13 protein-coding genes are annotated in these 15949 nt (G+C 42.9%); 7 read left to right on the top strand and 6 right to left on the bottom strand.

What is annotated here, in order from left to right; translation table 11 throughout:
- Window positions 1-200: 200 nt before the first annotated feature.
- Window positions 201-2966: an SEC10/PgrA surface exclusion domain-containing protein gene (locus G575_RS0105460; RefSeq protein WP_027971832.1), complete on the top strand. Its 2766-nt coding sequence runs from the start codon at window positions 201-203 to the stop codon at window positions 2964-2966.
- Between the two features lie 311 nt (window positions 2967-3277).
- On the opposite strand, the gene G575_RS0105455 is transcribed toward G575_RS0105460, so the two are convergent.
- A complete protein-coding gene (locus G575_RS0105455) occupies window positions 3278-5554 on the bottom strand; it encodes a Xaa-Pro dipeptidyl-peptidase (RefSeq protein WP_027971831.1) in 2277 nt (758 codons plus the stop codon).
- 119 nt (window positions 5555-5673) lie between these two features.
- Here G575_RS0105455 and gla point away from each other — a divergent pair, with 119 nt between their 5' ends.
- The 6 genes from gla to groL all read left to right on the top strand — a co-directional run bounded on the left by gla (window position 5674) and on the right by groL (window position 10890).
- Window positions 5674-6570, top strand: a complete 897-nt coding sequence (gla, locus tag G575_RS0105450) for an aquaglyceroporin Gla (RefSeq protein WP_027971830.1) — start codon at window positions 5674-5676, stop codon at window positions 6568-6570.
- Between the two features lie 126 nt (window positions 6571-6696).
- Window positions 6697-7440 carry a CppA N-terminal domain-containing protein gene (locus tag G575_RS0105445; RefSeq protein ID WP_027971829.1) on the top strand — a complete coding sequence of 248 codons (744 nt, stop codon included), beginning with the start codon at window positions 6697-6699 and terminating at the stop codon, window positions 7438-7440.
- Window positions 7437-8366, top strand: a complete 930-nt coding sequence (locus G575_RS0105440) for a serine hydrolase domain-containing protein (RefSeq protein ID WP_027971828.1) — start codon at window positions 7437-7439, stop codon at window positions 8364-8366. Before G575_RS0105445 ends, G575_RS0105440 begins: the two co-directional genes overlap by 4 nt.
- Entirely contained in the window at window positions 8353-8892 is a 540-nt protein-coding gene (locus tag G575_RS0105435; protein WP_027971827.1) for a DUF1697 domain-containing protein, read from the top strand. The genes G575_RS0105440 and G575_RS0105435 overlap by 14 nt, the downstream gene beginning before the upstream one ends.
- Window positions 8893-8970: 78 nt before the next feature.
- A complete protein-coding gene (gene groES / locus G575_RS0105430) occupies window positions 8971-9255 on the top strand; it encodes a co-chaperone GroES (protein WP_027971826.1) in 285 nt (94 codons plus the stop codon).
- Window positions 9256-9267: 12 nt separating this feature from the next.
- Window positions 9268-10890: a chaperonin GroEL gene (gene groL / locus G575_RS0105425; protein WP_027971825.1), complete on the top strand. Its 1623-nt coding sequence runs from the start codon at window positions 9268-9270 to the stop codon at window positions 10888-10890.
- Between the two features lie 51 nt (window positions 10891-10941).
- Here groL and G575_RS0105420 read toward each other — a convergent pair whose 3' ends face one another.
- The 5 genes from G575_RS0105420 to G575_RS0105400 form a co-directional block, all read right to left on the bottom strand.
- Entirely contained in the window at window positions 10942-11271 is a 330-nt protein-coding gene (locus tag G575_RS0105420) for a helix-turn-helix domain-containing protein (protein WP_027971824.1), read from the bottom strand.
- A 54-nt stretch (window positions 11272-11325) separates the two neighbouring features.
- On the bottom strand, window positions 11326-12189 hold the full coding sequence (locus G575_RS0105415; RefSeq protein ID WP_051176940.1) for an RluA family pseudouridine synthase: 864 nt from the start codon (window positions 12187-12189) through the stop codon (window positions 11326-11328).
- Window positions 12190-12208: 19 nt separating this feature from the next.
- Window positions 12209-13438, bottom strand: a complete 1230-nt coding sequence (gene pbp3, locus G575_RS0105410; RefSeq protein ID WP_027971822.1) for a D-alanyl-D-alanine carboxypeptidase PBP3 — start codon at window positions 13436-13438, stop codon at window positions 12209-12211.
- A gap of 61 nt (window positions 13439-13499) precedes the next feature.
- Window positions 13500-14462 carry a LacI family DNA-binding transcriptional regulator gene (locus G575_RS0105405; protein ID WP_027971821.1) on the bottom strand — a complete coding sequence of 321 codons (963 nt, stop codon included), beginning with the start codon at window positions 14460-14462 and terminating at the stop codon, window positions 13500-13502.
- 3 nt (window positions 14463-14465) lie between these two features.
- Window positions 14466-15899 (bottom strand): sucrose-6-phosphate hydrolase, encoded by a 1434-nt coding sequence (locus tag G575_RS0105400; protein WP_027971820.1) that lies wholly within the window; start codon window positions 15897-15899, stop codon window positions 14466-14468.
- Between the last annotated feature and the right edge of the window lie 50 nt (window positions 15900-15949).

Below are 15949 nucleotides of genomic sequence, written 5' to 3'. Positions count from 1 at the left end.
CTATGATACAAGTATTTATAATAGAAAATAACCATCGTTCAGACTAAAAAATAATAAAAATTAGCCCACAAACCAAAAAAATATGGTAAAATAGTCTATAAAAGGGAGTGATAAGACTTGACAAATCGCTTGTTATACTACATATAACAAGTCTTGACTTAACAGTCAAGACTTTCCTAAAAGTAATAATGGAGAAAGATATGGGAAACAAACAACTCAAAACCCTAGCAGCAGGAGCTGCTGTCGTTACCGTTATTGGTGCAGGTGCTACACCTGCCTTGGCAGAGGATGTGGCAACAAATCCAGCTACAACTGCGCCAACTGTAACTGAAGCAACTGTTGCAGAAACACCTAAAACTGCTGCTGCTGTCAAATCAGAAGTTGACACACAACAAGTTGTCGTGAAGGCTCTTGAAACAGAAGCTACACAAGTTCAAGCTGAAGCGGATGCCATTGCTAAAGAAGTGACTGATGCTCAAACTGATGTGACTACTGCTACTGACGCTGTTGCTGATGCTGAAGCAAATCTTGCTAACGCAACACCAGAAAATATCGCTGCAAATCAAGCTGACCAAACAGCTAACCTTGCAGACCAAACAGCTAACGCTACAGAAACTGATGAAGTCAACGCTGAAATCGCAGCACAAACTCAAACCGTTGCTGACGCACAAACTGCTGTTGATACTGCGCAAGCAGAAAAAGACGCAGCTGATAGCGCTGTTACTGCTAAAGAAGCTGACGTGAAAGCCGCTAAAGATGCCCTTTCTGGCACAGGTCTCGCTGAAGCTCAAGCGACTCTTGACCAAGCAACAACAGAAGTAAAAGCAGCTAAAGACAACGTTGAAAGTGCAGCTACGGCTGTCGATACAGCTATCAAAGCTGATGCTGACCGCCAAACTACTATTGATACCCTAACAAGTGATGTCGCAGTTAAAACCGATGCTGTTGCAGATTCTTCAGCTAAATTGGCTGATGCACAGGATGCTGTAATATATGCAGATGAAGTTCTCAAGTTAGCTCAAGATCGTGTCGCTACGCTAACAAATAACCAAGCTAAACCTGTTGGTCACGATCAATCAGCAATTCTCACATTCACGCTTCAACCTCAAGAAATGAATACCATTCAGCTAGGCTTGTATAAAAATGTAGATTGGAGCCAACCTGCTTCCGAAGCAGAATTGGCTAATCTTGACAAAGAAAGTGTGTATGCGGATCAATTAATCAAGCGAGCCCAAACAGTTTTTGGTGAACAACGCATTAATTTAGAAAATAGAACTATTCAAATTTATGCTGATTCTGAAAAAGAGCAATGGATTGACATTCGAAACATCTCGTTGGAAGATGCTATTGAAATCAACGAAGTAGCAGTTCGTTTTTTGAACGATATCCGTCGTCAATATGCGACTCATACTGGTGCAACGTTTACTCCAACAAAATTAAACACAAAAGTTATTGAGAATGCTTTAAGTGTCGCTAAAGAATATATGGAAAAAGGGGATAACAATCCCGACCTTCGTGGTGGTCACGATCGTACAATTTTGACTAAATACGGTTTCGGCACTGAAAATGTTTGGAGCTCAGAAATATCATTTGGCACAGATACTGATGGTCTAAATGGATCAAGTTTAACTAATTTCAAGAAGCGTCAAACCAGATACCATTACACAATGGCTGAGTTAAAGCAAAAAGTTATTCGTGAAATTATTGATTCAGTAACAAATGACGCTCATGCTGGTTGGGGGCATGCCCGCCATAATGTTGGTCCATATGAATATACAGCAGTATCATTTGCAGTTACACCTAAGACGACAATGCATATGCACACCTTATCTAAATTTACAGGTGGTGAGTATTATAAAGCTTATGATATTGAGAATGCGTTGGTCACAAACGATGCCTATATCAGTTATCTTGAGAGTCTAACACCAAATGGTGCAAACCTCACTCAAGCTCAAGCTGACTTGACTGCTGCGCAATCAGCAGCAAACGCAGCCAAAGCTGAACTTACTAAAGCAAGCACAGACTATGCAACTGCTCTAGCAGCTAAAACTCAAGCTGAGAAAGTCCTTGCTGATGCAATTGCTACTCCGCTTCAAACAAAAGTTGCTGAAAACAACTTGCGTCTAGCTGAAATTGCTCTTCAAAATGCAGAAGCTCGCCAAGCTGACGCACAAAAAGCGGTTGATAACTTCTCTGCTTCTCTTGCTGAGAAAAAAGCAGCTCTTGACACTGCTCAAGCAGAACTTGCAGATGCACAAACAATCGCAAGTGCTAAAGCAACTGCCCTTGAAACTGCAAAAACAACTCTTGCTACTGAAGAAGCAACGCTTGCAGCTCTTGTTGCAGAACGTGATGCACTTCTTGCAGAAAAAGACCGCTTGGTTGAAGAAGCAACAGCTCTTGCAGAAGAGTTGGAAGGCTACTTGAATGCTCCTGCTATTCTTGCTGAAGCACAAGCAACACTTGCTGAAAAACAAGCTACGCTTGAGGGTCTACAAACAAAACTTGCCCTTGTTCAAGAAGACCTTGATGTTATCACAGGTGAATTGGCTAAGGAACAAACTAAGTTGGCTGAACTCCAAGAGGAATACGCAATCCTTGCAGACCTTGAGGAAAAAGCAAAAGACAACACAGTTGTTACTCTTCCTGACGGTACAATCATTGCCGTACCAAAAGACTCACCAACTGCTAATCCATTGCCTGCAATTGACATCGAAGCTGTCAAAGCCGCAATCGCTAACGGTCAAGATGTGAAAATTGTGGACGGTAAGGTTGTTGTGAGTGATAAGCAAACAGGGGTAACCGTGACACAAACTGCCGAAGGCGAAAAAGTGTCATACTCACGTGTTGAACGTGCTAAGAGCTTGCCAAGTACAGGGGAACAAACAAGTCTGTTGGCACTCTTTGGCGTAGCGGTATTAACTAGCCTTGGTCTAGTAAATGCAAGAAGACGCAAACGAGGATAATGAACTAAAAGTAAAAAATCTTCTTACTATATAAAAGTAGGAAGATTTTTTTATATAAGGAAGATACTGCCATTATCTATTTTTTGTCTTATTGAGATAATTTTAAATGATTTTAGTTAGATTTAGTAAATTTAGAAAGGCTTTAAATCAATGTTTCTGATGATAACAGGACTTAAAAAATCGTGGAACAAGTCTTGCATATTCATCATATTCAATATTACCTAGCTATAGAGCCTTTGTTAGGACTCTATGTGCTTATTCGGCTAAAAGCCGAATACCTTTCCATTTCATTTTTAGTTATTATAGCATATTTATGGCAGAACTGGGAGTATTAAGGAGACTTCCTTAAGGTCTAAATGGTAGTCACTATTGTCCCTAATAGTATGCTCAAAATCAGTGGTATAAAGAACCAAGCGTAACTGGTCTCCTTTTTCTAACGCGTAAATGCTAGGTTGTAATTCCAACTCAATGGTCATCCAATGGTCTGGTGTGACGTCCATGATGTCTAGTAATCCCTTACGGTTTTGTAGATTAAGATGTCCTTTTGAAATGACACGGTGACTGGCTTCTCGTTTAGGGAGTTCAACCAGGTCTTCTACTTTAAAAAGGCGACCGTTATCGACTGATTTACCCACGACAATGCTTGGGATATCTTGGAGGTATTTTTTTTGCCCTTTTTCCAATAGCTGAGCAGAGAGCAATCCTTTATTGGTTGATGATTTGACTAAAAGTTTGAGCTTAGGTCGGCCATTTAGTAGCAGAGCTTTTTCTAAAGGGATATCAAAGGTGAGGGCATTGGCTTCTTGATGAAAGAGTTTGGTCTTGAAGGTGTTAAAGTTTTTGCAGTAGTTATCAAAGGTCTCTTGCTCGTATTGATTAGCAATCTTAGTATCAGGAGCGGATAGGATAAAGGTTTCCTGGCTTGGGCTACCAAAATCATCAAGTGTTTGCCAAGTTTGGTCGTCTCTGTTGTCTTGCCAAATCACTTTTGGCAGGGCAAATGAACTGCCTATTGCTAACAATTTTTGCGTTAGCAAAGCATTCATGCTTTCGCGGAAATCAATAGACTGCCAGTTATTCATATAAACATGAGCCCCGTGGTGAAGGAACAGGTGCTTATCGATGTGATTCGGGAGAGCTTTGAACATCTGAAAAACATGGATTGGCTTGACATTCCAGTCCTGAGTTCCGTGAGTAAAGACGACAGTTGCTGTGACTTTGTCTGCGTGTTTTAGATAATTGCGGTTATGCCAAAATTGATTGTAGTCACCGGTTTCTCTAGAAATGGCTAGGCTTTGCTCTTTGAGCCTTGCTTGATAGTAGGCATTGTGGCGCAGGTAATCTCCGGCTAGAAGGTTTCGTGAATAGGTGAATTCGGTCAGACTGTCCAAATCTTCACCAGGGTAGCCACCAGGGCTGACAAGAAGCCCATTCTCGCGATAATAGTCATACCAAGAGGAAATACCAGCTTCTGCGATAATGACTTCTAGTCCTTCAACAGCTGTTGTCGCAAGAGCGTTAGACATGGTTCCTAGATAAGACAGGCCAGATGTAACGACCTTCCCACTTGCCCAAGTCGCGACCACACGCGTTTTTCGTGATTTATTGGTAAAGGCAGAAGCTCTGCCGTTTAGCCAGTCAATAACACTCTTATAAGCTTCGACTTGATGGTAGTCGCCAGTCGTCATGAAACCATCAGAGTTTAGAGTGCCGATCCCTGATACGTAGATGTTTGCAAAGCCACGAGCCAGCATATAATCGTTGAGTGTGTAGCTAGGACGTGGCAGGGTGGTAAAGGTCTCTTCGGCGTCATCGATCTGATCGGTAAGGGAGGTGGTTTCTAATTGTTGAATGGCTTCTTCTTTGACAGAAATTGTTTGTGCGGGTTTGACAAACAATTCGCCTTCCATCTTATGGGTAAGAGCATCAGAGGCTGGGGCATTCACGCCTTGCTGATAAGGAGACGCGGTCATGATGGTAGGGAGTTTGTGAGTTGTTCTAGGGCGAATAATGTTGACTTTAATCACATCTGTCTGCCCGTCGGTGTCGGTGTCAACAGAGGTTTCAACATAGACCACTTCACGAATAAGATTGCCTGTGTCAAAGGTTGCGAGAGATTTTCCATTGAAAAAGACGTAGTCGTTTGTCACAGGAATAAGATTTTCAGAGACCAAATGGTCAATAAGGGTATTTCCTGACTGACAACGTGTCGCTAAGAGCTGGTGTAACTGATTAAGGCTAGCGTCAAAGGAAATGGGGAAATTGAGCTTATGGATAAAATCATCGGCGTCTGTGAAGTCTACATTTGGGATGAAGCCAAGAAGTTGAAGGGCAATAGTATTGAAGACTTGAGTAGTCACTTCACGGTCAGATTGAAAGAAACGGTGCAGATCAGTGTCACTGTCTGCAATCCACATGGATAGTGCATAGTCGGTATCCTGATAGCGTAGTGAGAGCACCTTTCTAAGGAAAATGTCCAGGTTTGTTTTGAAGTCATTTTCAGACGAAATGGCAAATCCTAGCGACTGTAATTCCTGCTCGGCGACATCACTAGAAACGGGAAAATAGGAAAATTGATTGTAGCGCATAGCATCCTCTCTAAAAAGTAAACGTTTTATTTTAATGGATTACCTTTACTTTATCTATTATACTTGATAGAATGGAGGATGTCTAAAAAAATTCATAACTTGAAAGGAAGTCTAGACACATGGATGTAACATGGACAGTGAAATATATCACTGAATTTTTAGCGACAGCTTTGCTGATTATCATCGGTAATGGTACCGTTGCAAACGTTGACCTTAAAGGCACAAAAGGGAACAACTCTGGGTGGATTCTAATTGCTATTGGCTATGGCTTGGCAGTTATGATGCCAGCTTTGATGTTTGGTAACGTATCTGGTAACCATATCAACCCAGCCTTTACACTTGGACTTGCGGTATCAGGACTCTTTCCATGGGCGCATGTTGGTCAATACATTTTAGCGCAACTTTTGGGAGCTATGTTTGGTCAGTTGGTTGTCGTAGCGGTTTATCGCCCTTACTTCTTGAAAACTGAAAATCCTAATCATATTTTGGGGTCATTTTCAACCATTAGCGCACTTGATGAGGGAACAGTTGAAAGCCGTAAAGCAGCGATCGTCAACGGCTTTGCCAATGAATTTGTTGGTTCTTTTGTCCTTTTCTTTGGCGCGCTTGCCTTGACCAAGAATTTCTTTGGTTCAGAGATTCTAATGAATACGGTCAATGACCAGGTTGCTCTAGCTAAGGCACAAGGGATGACCGTAACAGCTGATCAGATTGCAACTTTGACAGCAGAACTTGAAGGAAAAGTTGCTCCATTCTTAGTTGGCCCACAAGCAGTGGCGCATCTAGGTCTTGGCTTCTTAGTTATGGCACTTGTAGCAGCTCTTGGCGGTCCGACTGGTCCAGGTCTTAACCCAGCACGTGATTTAGGGCCTCGTATTGTTCACCACTTGTTGCCAAAATCAGTACTTGGTGATGCTAAGGCTGATTCAAAATGGTGGTATGCTTGGGTTGGTGTTTGTGCTCCAATCGTAGCAGCTATTGCTGCAGTTGCCCTATTCAAATACCTCTACTTGTAATCTGTAGGTTTAGACCCGATTTATCGGGTCTTTTTCTTAAAAAGATATTAGAAAAAAGAAATCAAGTATGTAATTTCTTGATAAATGTTTCACTTTATTTTAAAATGTAAAGGATTGGAGAAATATATGACATTACAAGAAACAGTCACTTTTAAAACCCCTGTCGTCAGGGTGTTGGATAGAGATGCTAATATCACATTCTATCAAAAAGTACTTGGTTTTAAATTGATTTCAGAAGAAAATGCCATAGCCATTTTTTCGACTGAAAATAACCCTAAAAGAAGGTTTGTGATTGAAGAATCCCCGACTTATCGTACACGTGCTGTTCAGGGACCTCGCAAACTTCATAAGACTATTATTAAAATTCAAGAGGCTAGCGAGATAGAGTCTCTCTTGGCTAGTGGCATTTCAGTCGATCAGATTTTCAAAGGAGAAAATGGCTACGCTTTTGAAGCGACTAGTCCTGAGGGTTACACTTATCTTTTGCATGCAGAAGAAGACCGAACAAGGCTTCAGAAAATCGATGCAGCTGATTTTACCTTGCAGGCAGATTTCAAGGGGGTGTCAGATTTTACCATTGAAACCATCGTTTTAAATGTACCAGATCTAGCAGTAGCGCAAGCTTTCTATCACAAACTTAATCTGCCAATAGAAATGGAGTTTCAGCAAGCGCAAGGGGCGGATTTGTTGAGTGATCCTGACACGGTGTGGGATTTGGAATTTTTAGAATTTGAAGTTTCACCAGAAGTGGAGATGTCGGCAGTAAAAACAGACTTAGCCAACTTGGGTTGCGAAATCATTTTTGAAGATAAGAAACTTTTAGTCATTAAAGATACAAGTAATATTGAAATCTGGTTTAGTAAGGCATGAAAAGAATCATAGATAAGATTAGCCAGCAGATAGCTGAAAAGCTATATCCAGGAGCAAGCTTGGCTCTTTATCACAATCAGCAATGGAAAGAGTATTTTTTAGGGAGTCAAGACGGGCATAAGCCCGTTTTTTCAGGTTTGACCTATGATTTGGCTTCGGTGTCAAAGGTTGTCGGGGTAGCAACTGTCTGCATTTTTTTGTTAAATAGCGGAGCTTTAGACCTAGATAAGCCTCTAAGGGAATACTACCCTGCATTTCAGGATGAAACGGTGACGCTGCGTCAGCTATTGACCCATACAACGGGCATTGACCCCTTTATCCCCAATCGAAATCATCTGTCTGCTGAAGAGCTAAAGACAGCAATCAATGCTATTAAAGTAACGGAGAATAAAGGTTTTCACTACACGGACATCAATTTTCTACTGCTTGGTTTTATGCTAGAAGAGCTTTATGGCGAGTCTTTAGATGAGATTTTCACGAAGCAGGTCTATCATACTTTTGGAATGACAGAGACGGGCTTTGGTCCGTGTCAGGGGGCAGTTCCAACGGTTAAAGGGATTACAGATGGTGTGGTGCATGATCCTAAGGCGCGTATCCTTGGTGTTCATGCGGGTTCAGCAGGACTCTTTTCTACCTTACAGGATTTGGAGATCTTTTGCCAGCATTACTTGGAGGATGATTTTGCGGCCAAACTATGGCAGAATATTAGTCAGGGAGATAGGCCGCGCTCAGTTGGTTGGAATTTAGAGGGTGATTGGATTGATCATACGGGCTATACAGGGCCTTTTGTCATGATCAATCGTAAGAAGCAGAGCGCAGCTATTTTTTTGACTAATCGGACGCATGATTATGATGATCGACCACTTTGGATTGCTAAAAGACGAGAATTACGTGACCTGATCAAAGGAGTTTTTGATGAGATATAGTTTGCTTTTGCGTGGGGTTAACGTTGGTGGTAACCATAAGGTCCCTATGGCTGATCTTCGCGCTTATTTAAGTCAGATAGGGCTTGTGGACGTGACTTCTTATATCAATTCGGGGAATCTCTTTTTCTCATCAGATTTAGCTCTAGCTCAGTTGCGTCAGCTTATTTGGAGGTGTCTGAAGAAGTACTACCCATTTATCACAGCATTTGCCTTGATTAGTCGCGATGCCTATCATCGAGAGACTGAGAACCTGCCCAAATGGTGGTGGGAGGACTTGGCTAGAAAAGACGTGCTTTTTTACACAGATATTCATCAAAAAGAGGAGATTGAGGCCGTTATTTCTCAACTGACTTTGAGAGATGAGCTGGTGTATTTTGGTGAGACAGCCATCTTTTGGGGGAAGTGTCAGGAAGCCTCTTATTTGAAAACAGCCTATCATAAAGAATTGGCTAAACAGCCATTTTACAGAAGCCTCACCATTCGAAATCATAAAACCTTTGCCAAATTGAATGATTTTTTGACTTGACTAATCTGGCAGGCATGATAAAATAGGAGTAAGAATTAGCACTCTTCGTCTAAGAGTGCTAAACAAAGGAGGGATTTTATGTTAAAACCATTAGGAGACCGTTTAGTGGTCGCATTTACCGAAGAAAAAGAAGAAACGTTAGGTGGTCTTGTCTTAGCAGGCGCTAGCCATGACAAGACCAAGAAAGCACAAGTGCTCGCAGTCGGCGAAGGCATTCGCAGCCTGACAGGAGAGTTGATTGCTCCTAGTGTAGCTGTCGGACAAACCGTTTTAGTAGAGAGTCTGGCTGGTATCGAAGTGAAAGAAGATGGTCAGAAAGTGACCATCATCAGAGAAGCAGATGTTTTAGCGATTGTAGAATAGGAGGAAAATCAAATGGCAAAAGAAATCAAATTTTCATCAGATGCACGAAGCGCTATGGTTCGTGGGGTGGATATCTTAGCAGATACTGTTAAGGTGACGCTTGGTCCTAAAGGACGTAACGTCGTTCTTGAAAAAGCTTTTGGCTCTCCTTTAATCACTAATGATGGGGTGACCATCGCTAAAGAGATTGAGCTAGAAGACCATTTTGAAAATATGGGAGCAAAATTAGTTTCTGAAGTTGCTTCCAAAACGAATGACATCGCAGGAGACGGAACCACTACAGCGACTGTGTTGACACAGGCTATCGTTCGTGAAGGGCTTAAAAATGTGACCGCAGGTGCTAATCCAATCGGTATTCGTCGAGGAATTGAAAGAGCTGTGGCAGAGGCTGTTGAGGAACTCAAGGCCATTGCTCAACCAGTTGCAAACAAAGAAGCGATTGCTCAGGTTGCAGCGGTGTCTTCACGTTCAGAAAAAGTTGGTGACTATATCTCTGAAGCGATGGAGCGCGTGGGTAAAGATGGCGTCATCACCATCGAAGAATCACGAGGTATGGAGACAGAACTTGAAGTGGTTGAAGGGATGCAATTTGACCGAGGATACCTGTCTCAGTATATGGTAACAGATAGTGAGAAAATGGTTGCTGACCTTGACAATCCACTGATTCTTATCACAGACAAAAAAATCTCCAATATTCAAGACATTTTACCGCTTCTTGAGGAAGTGCTCAAAACGAGCCGACCACTGCTCATCATTGCTGACGATGTGGACGGGGAAGCTCTGCCGACACTTGTGCTCAACAAGATTCGTGGAACCTTTAATGTGGTAGCAGTCAAAGCACCAGGCTTTGGAGACCGTCGTAAAGCTATGCTAGAAGATATTGCGGTCTTGACAGGAGCTACAGTAATCACGGAAGACCTTGGCCTTGAACTTTCTGATGCTACAATGGCTGCGCTAGGTCAGGCTGCTAAGGTGACCGTTGACAAAGATAGCACAGTGATCGTTGAGGGGGCAGGTGAAGCGGCTAATATTGCTAACCGTGTCAACTTGATTAAGTCTCAATTAGAGACAACGACCTCTGATTTTGATCGTGAAAAACTGCAAGAACGCCTAGCTAAACTAGCGGGTGGTGTCGCGGTCATCAAAGTCGGCGCTGCTACAGAGACCGAGCTTAAGGAAATGAAGCTTCGTATCGAAGATGCTCTTAACGCGACGCGTGCAGCGGTTGAAGAAGGCATTGTAGCAGGAGGCGGAACTGCCCTTGTCAACGTTATTGAAAAAGTTGCTCAGCTTGACCTTGATGGTGACGATGCTACTGGTCGCAACATCGTTCTCCGTGCATTGGAAGAGCCGGTACGTCAAATTGCTTACAATGCTGGTTATGAAGGCTCAGTCATTATTGATAAACTTAAGCACAGCGAAGCAGGTATTGGCTTTAATGCAGCTACAGGTGAGTGGGTTAATATGGTGGAAGCGGGAATCATCGATCCTGTTAAGGTTACCCGCTCTGCCCTTCAAAATGCAGCTTCAGTAGCTAGCCTTATCCTCACCACAGAGGCGGTTGTAGCTAATAAACCAGAACCAGCTGCATCAGCTCCAGCCGTGGATCCAATGGGCATGGGTGGCATGATGTAACATCTTATGGATAAGACAAAACTCTCCTTATGTTGAAATAAGGAGAGTTTTTTAGTGCAATTGCTTTGTAATGTCCTTAAAAGCTTGAATAATGTTAACCTGTTTATCTTTTGGCAAACCCCTGATAGCATCAATCAATTCCGTAAGCTGCTCATCGGTATCTTTAGATGGGAAATCAAAAAAATCATGAAAAGTCATGTTTAGTGCATGAATAACCTTTTCAAGTGTGGTGACTTTAAAGTCATACTTCTGGCCTTCGATATGTTGCACAGCCTTTGCTCCTAAACCAGCCTTCTCCGCTAAGGCTTCTTGGCTGATACCTTGGCGCTTGCGGTTTTGCCGTATTCTAGTAGCGATGTGAGTTTGTAGATCCATGTTCATAGTATATCCTTATATTTATAATGATATAGGGTTCGCTATAAGAGGGGAAGTGTTTTAGCTAAGGTACTTCTCAAAGCTTTTTGACGGTGCCTCCACGCTGATTTTTTCTAGAGTTAGCGGGTGGGTTAAGGTCAGTTTTTGGGCGTGGAGCATGAGATGTGGGGCAGAGACTCGACTGTAGAGTGGGTCCCCGATTAGGGCATGACCGTGGTGGGCTAGATGAACTCGGATCTGATGTGTCCGTCCTGTCTGGAGGCGACAAGAGACCAGACTGTTCTTGCCAATGGTCTTCAAGAGGCGGACCTGGGTAAGAGCCACCTGCCCCTTGCGGTTGTCGACCACTCGCTTTCTACGGTCATGCCGGTCCCGTCCGATTTTATCGGTGATAGACCAGTCTGTCTTTTTGAGCTGCCCTTGGCAGAGGGCCAGGTAGTCACGGTAGATGACCTTGTCTTCCAAGAGCCGATTGAGAATGGGCAGGATAAAGGGATTTTTGGCAAAGAGAATGGCTCCGCTGGTTTCCATATCGAGCCTGTGGACCACATAGCAGGTCTGACCCACATAGGCAGAGACATGGTTGAGCAGGGCAATTTCCGTTGGCTCATTGCCGTGGGTTTTCATGCCTTCGGGCTTGTTGACGATAATGAGGTGCTCATCTTGATAGAGTTCCTCCACCAAGTCTGCCTGCCCTAGAGGAATGCTTTTTTCAGGGTAATCATCTTGGTCAAAGGTTAATTGAACGCTGTCTCCTGCCTTCACCAGGGTCTGCCAAGTGACCTGTTGGTTGTTGATAAGCAGGTGTTTTTTGGTGCGCAGCAGGTGCCTGATTTTTCGAGGGATTAACCAATGCTCTTCCAACAGCTCTTTGACCGTAATGTTGTCTTGTGTTTTAAGAATTGTAATGTGATAGTTTGTCATCGTTGTATAAGGGGTGAAATTAGAGATTCTTGTCAAGATAAGTGATGAAGTGATTCCACCAAACTTTTAGAAAGTTAGCACGTTGGACGGCCTCTCCTGAGACTAATAGTGTACTTGGAGGATCAGAAAGATAGCCATCTCCAACCAGATAAGTATCATCATAGGTCAGTTTGCCAACCACTGTTTCAGTTGAGACGGGAGCAGTCACCTGATGATCGTCAAAGCGCACTTTTAGCTCGGTGCTATTTTTGGGCGTGACCACACGAACCTCTTGACTTGCCACTGCCGTAACGCTATCTTTTTTACCATCTGTGACCTTAACACTCTTATTGTTGAAGCTATTTCCTTTGGTCACCAAGGTGCTCATCTGATAGTTGTTAGAGATATAGTCTAATAGGCTATTTGCAGCTGCAAAGCGCGTGCTACTATCTTGATCGGAGTGATCAGCGTTAAGGATAACGGTAATGACTTGCATGCCATTTTCTGTTGAAGTTGTGACTAAGGATGCGCCTGCCTGTTCGGATGTTCCGGTTTTAAGTCCTGTAACGCCGGGACGAGAGAAGGGTTGACCTTCTATTAGCTGATTATAAGTGTGCATGAGAGTACCTGCAAAATCGATATTTGCCTGAGAAGTGATGGTCAGGATTTCAGGATAATCAGTCACTAAATGTTTGGCGATAATGGCGACGCTTTGTGCACTCATGGTGTTTTCATCGTCAGTTGTAGAGTTGGGGTGAATATTTTGCCCTAAAAAACCATTGTTTAATCCAGAAGCGTTGACGAGTTTTGCATCGGTGATGCCCCATTCTTCGAGTTGTTTGGTCATTTGATTCACAAACTCAGGCTCGCTACCAGAGATTTTTTCTGCTAAAGCGATAGCAGCACTGTTTGAGCTAGCGATAAGGGCAGCATCGACCAGTTGTTTGACGGTGTACTGACGGGCTTCCATAGGGACATTACTGACAGCATAATTATGGGTTAATTCATAGGCGTAATCTGAAATAACTACTTGGCTGTCCCAGGAAAGATGGCCTTTTGAGATTTCCTCATAAACCATATAGACTGTCAAAATTTTGGTGATCGAAGCAATGGCATCAGGGGTTTTAGCATCTTTTTCATAAAGAATTTTGCCAGTAGACACTTCCACCGCGATAGCATGTTCTGCAGCGGCTTGAAAATCATTAGCGGCAACGTGATGGCTTAGCCCTATAAAACAGGAGATGGCGATGGTCAGCAGAGATTTTTTAATTGTCATAATATTCTTATTGTACCATAAAACCCTCTATACAAGTGCTATAGAGGGTTAAAACTTATAAACTGTGCGCATTGATCAGTTGCACAGGTAAAATATAATCTTTTTGTGTTGCTTGGCCATCGATTTTTTTCAAAAGAACATCTACTAAAAGCTTAGCGATTTCTTCCAAAGGTTGCCTAATCGTGGTTAATTGAGGGAAATAATGTTCGATAAAGGTTGTGCCGTCATAGCCAACGACCTTGAGTTTTTGTGCGTAGTCAGAATCAATCTGCTCAGCCATTTTCATGATTAATATGGCAGTGAGGTCGTCTGAGGCAAAGATGCCGTCTGGCTGATGTTTGCTAAGGATTGCTCTAATCTCCATTTCCCGGCGCAGTGGCGATAGGTTCCCAGGGACGTTGATAACCTTATGGTTTTTACGTGGGTAGTTGAAACCTAGGGCGCGGAGTCCTGTTGGGGAGTCCGAGTTATCATTACCTGTAATCATCATAATGTTCTGACAACCGTTTTTTTCAAGTAAGCTGGCAGCTAGTTTGCCCCCTTCAAAGTTATCTGATGAGATGATAGGAACATTAGGTGCCAGATTTCGGTCGAAGGCCACGATAGGTGCTTCGACTTTCTCGTAGTCATCGATACCAAGGTTATGACTAGAGGAAATAATGCCATCAACTTGATGGGCGCTTAGCATTTCAAGGTATTCGCGTTCTTTGTTTGGGTCATTCTCGCTATTGCAAAGGATGGTCTTGTAGCCACGCGAAAAGAGTTCGCGTTCCAGTCTTTCAATCAGCTCGGCAAAAAAGATATTGCTGGCACTTGGAAAGATTAAACCGACAAGTTTGGCTGATTTTCCTTGTAAGCTACGAGCTAAACTATTTGGTTGATAGCCTAGCTCTTTCATTGCAGAGCGGACTTTGTCGATGGTTTTTTGTGATAGATAACCTTTATTATTGATGACACGGGAGACGGTTGTAGGACTGACTCCTGCAAGTTTTGCAACATCTGTTAATTTTGCGACCATAGCTTATCCTAATTCGTAATATGTGCCAGTCACGCCATTTGGGATGACAAGGCCGTTTTGCTTGTCTGTAGGGAAGACGCGGCTTGTAAAGACTTTTTCACCGCCGTTGACAAAGATTTCCACGATTGATTTATCGACAAAGAGGCGGATAGAAGTTTCTTGCTTGTCAATAGTGCATTCGCGTGTGCTGCCATATTCGAGTCCATATTGTTCTCCGCAAGCCGAGCGGTCAAGGATAACCTTTCCTGTCTTTGTATCAACGGTGAGGCGTAACCCGTTTCCATCACCATCTGCAAAAAGTAGCAAATCGGCTGTTGTTTCTGCTGAGACAGTAAACTCCAACTCATAAGTGTTGTTGGTACGATCTAGGCTCATTAGAGCTGTCGATGATTGGCGAAGTTTGGTCATGTCAGCGACAGGTGTTTGATAAAGCTTGCCATCTTTGATAGAAAGCACTTTAACCAAGCTCATTGCCCCTTGATAATCGTAGCGATCGGTTGGGTAGTCAATATCAGGTAGCCCGATCCAGCTGATGATAAGCGTGCGACCGTCTGGTGTATTAAACCCTTGGGTGGCATATGCTTCAAAGCCGTAGTCTAAGTTTTCAAGAGTGGCCTCTCCAATGAGAGCAGGTGTTTCTGGGTTGAAGCTGTCGAAAACTTTATAGGTATTTGGATAGATGTTTTGGTAGTCGAGTTCTGACTTATCAAGGCCTTGAGGGCTATAAAGGAGAACTGGCTTGTCGTCTACAAATACCAAGTTGGGGCACTCAATCATGTACTCAGAACCCGTACCACCGAAGTCTAAGTTTCCGACCTCAACCCAATTTTTGACATTGTTATCAATAGCTTTGTAAAGTTTGATAAAACCAGATTTTTCAAGGTTCTGAGCCCCAACGATGGCGTAAAATTGTCCTTTGTAGTCAAAGATTTGCGGGTCACGGAAGTGCTCGGTAACATCGTTAGGCTGTTGGATCAGAACATCGGTAAATTTTTCAATATTACCATCTTTATCCATCCAAGCGCCGATTTGCAAGGGATCACGCACCCAATTGGCATCACGGACATTTCCTGTATAAAAAAGAAAGAGCTTGTCATCTATTTCATAGGCAGAACCTGAATAAGCACCGTGGCTATCGTGTGCATGATTAGGTAGCAGTCTTGTATCAGTCTCTTTGAAATGAACCAAATCAGTTGATGTGGTATGTACCCATTGTTTTAAGCCGTGTGCGGCACCAAAAGGCCAATTTTGATAAAATAGGTGGAATTTTCCATCAAAATAAGAAAAACCATTAGGATCATTGAGAAGGCCTGTTTTAGGCTCCAAGTGATAAGTGGCGTGCCAAGGTGACTTAGCAACATTTTCAGCAATGGCTTCACGTTCTTTAGCCGTCCAATCAGCATAAGGGCGGTAGCGAACTTCAGTAGGTAAATTCATAATCGTCTTCTTTCTAGGTAAACTTCTATATATTCTTACACTTAATATGA

Source organism: Streptococcus plurextorum DSM 22810 (assembly GCF_000423745.1).
Taxonomy (GTDB): domain Bacteria; phylum Bacillota; class Bacilli; order Lactobacillales; family Streptococcaceae; genus Streptococcus; species Streptococcus plurextorum.
This window is presented reverse-complemented; position numbering and strand designations above follow the sequence as displayed.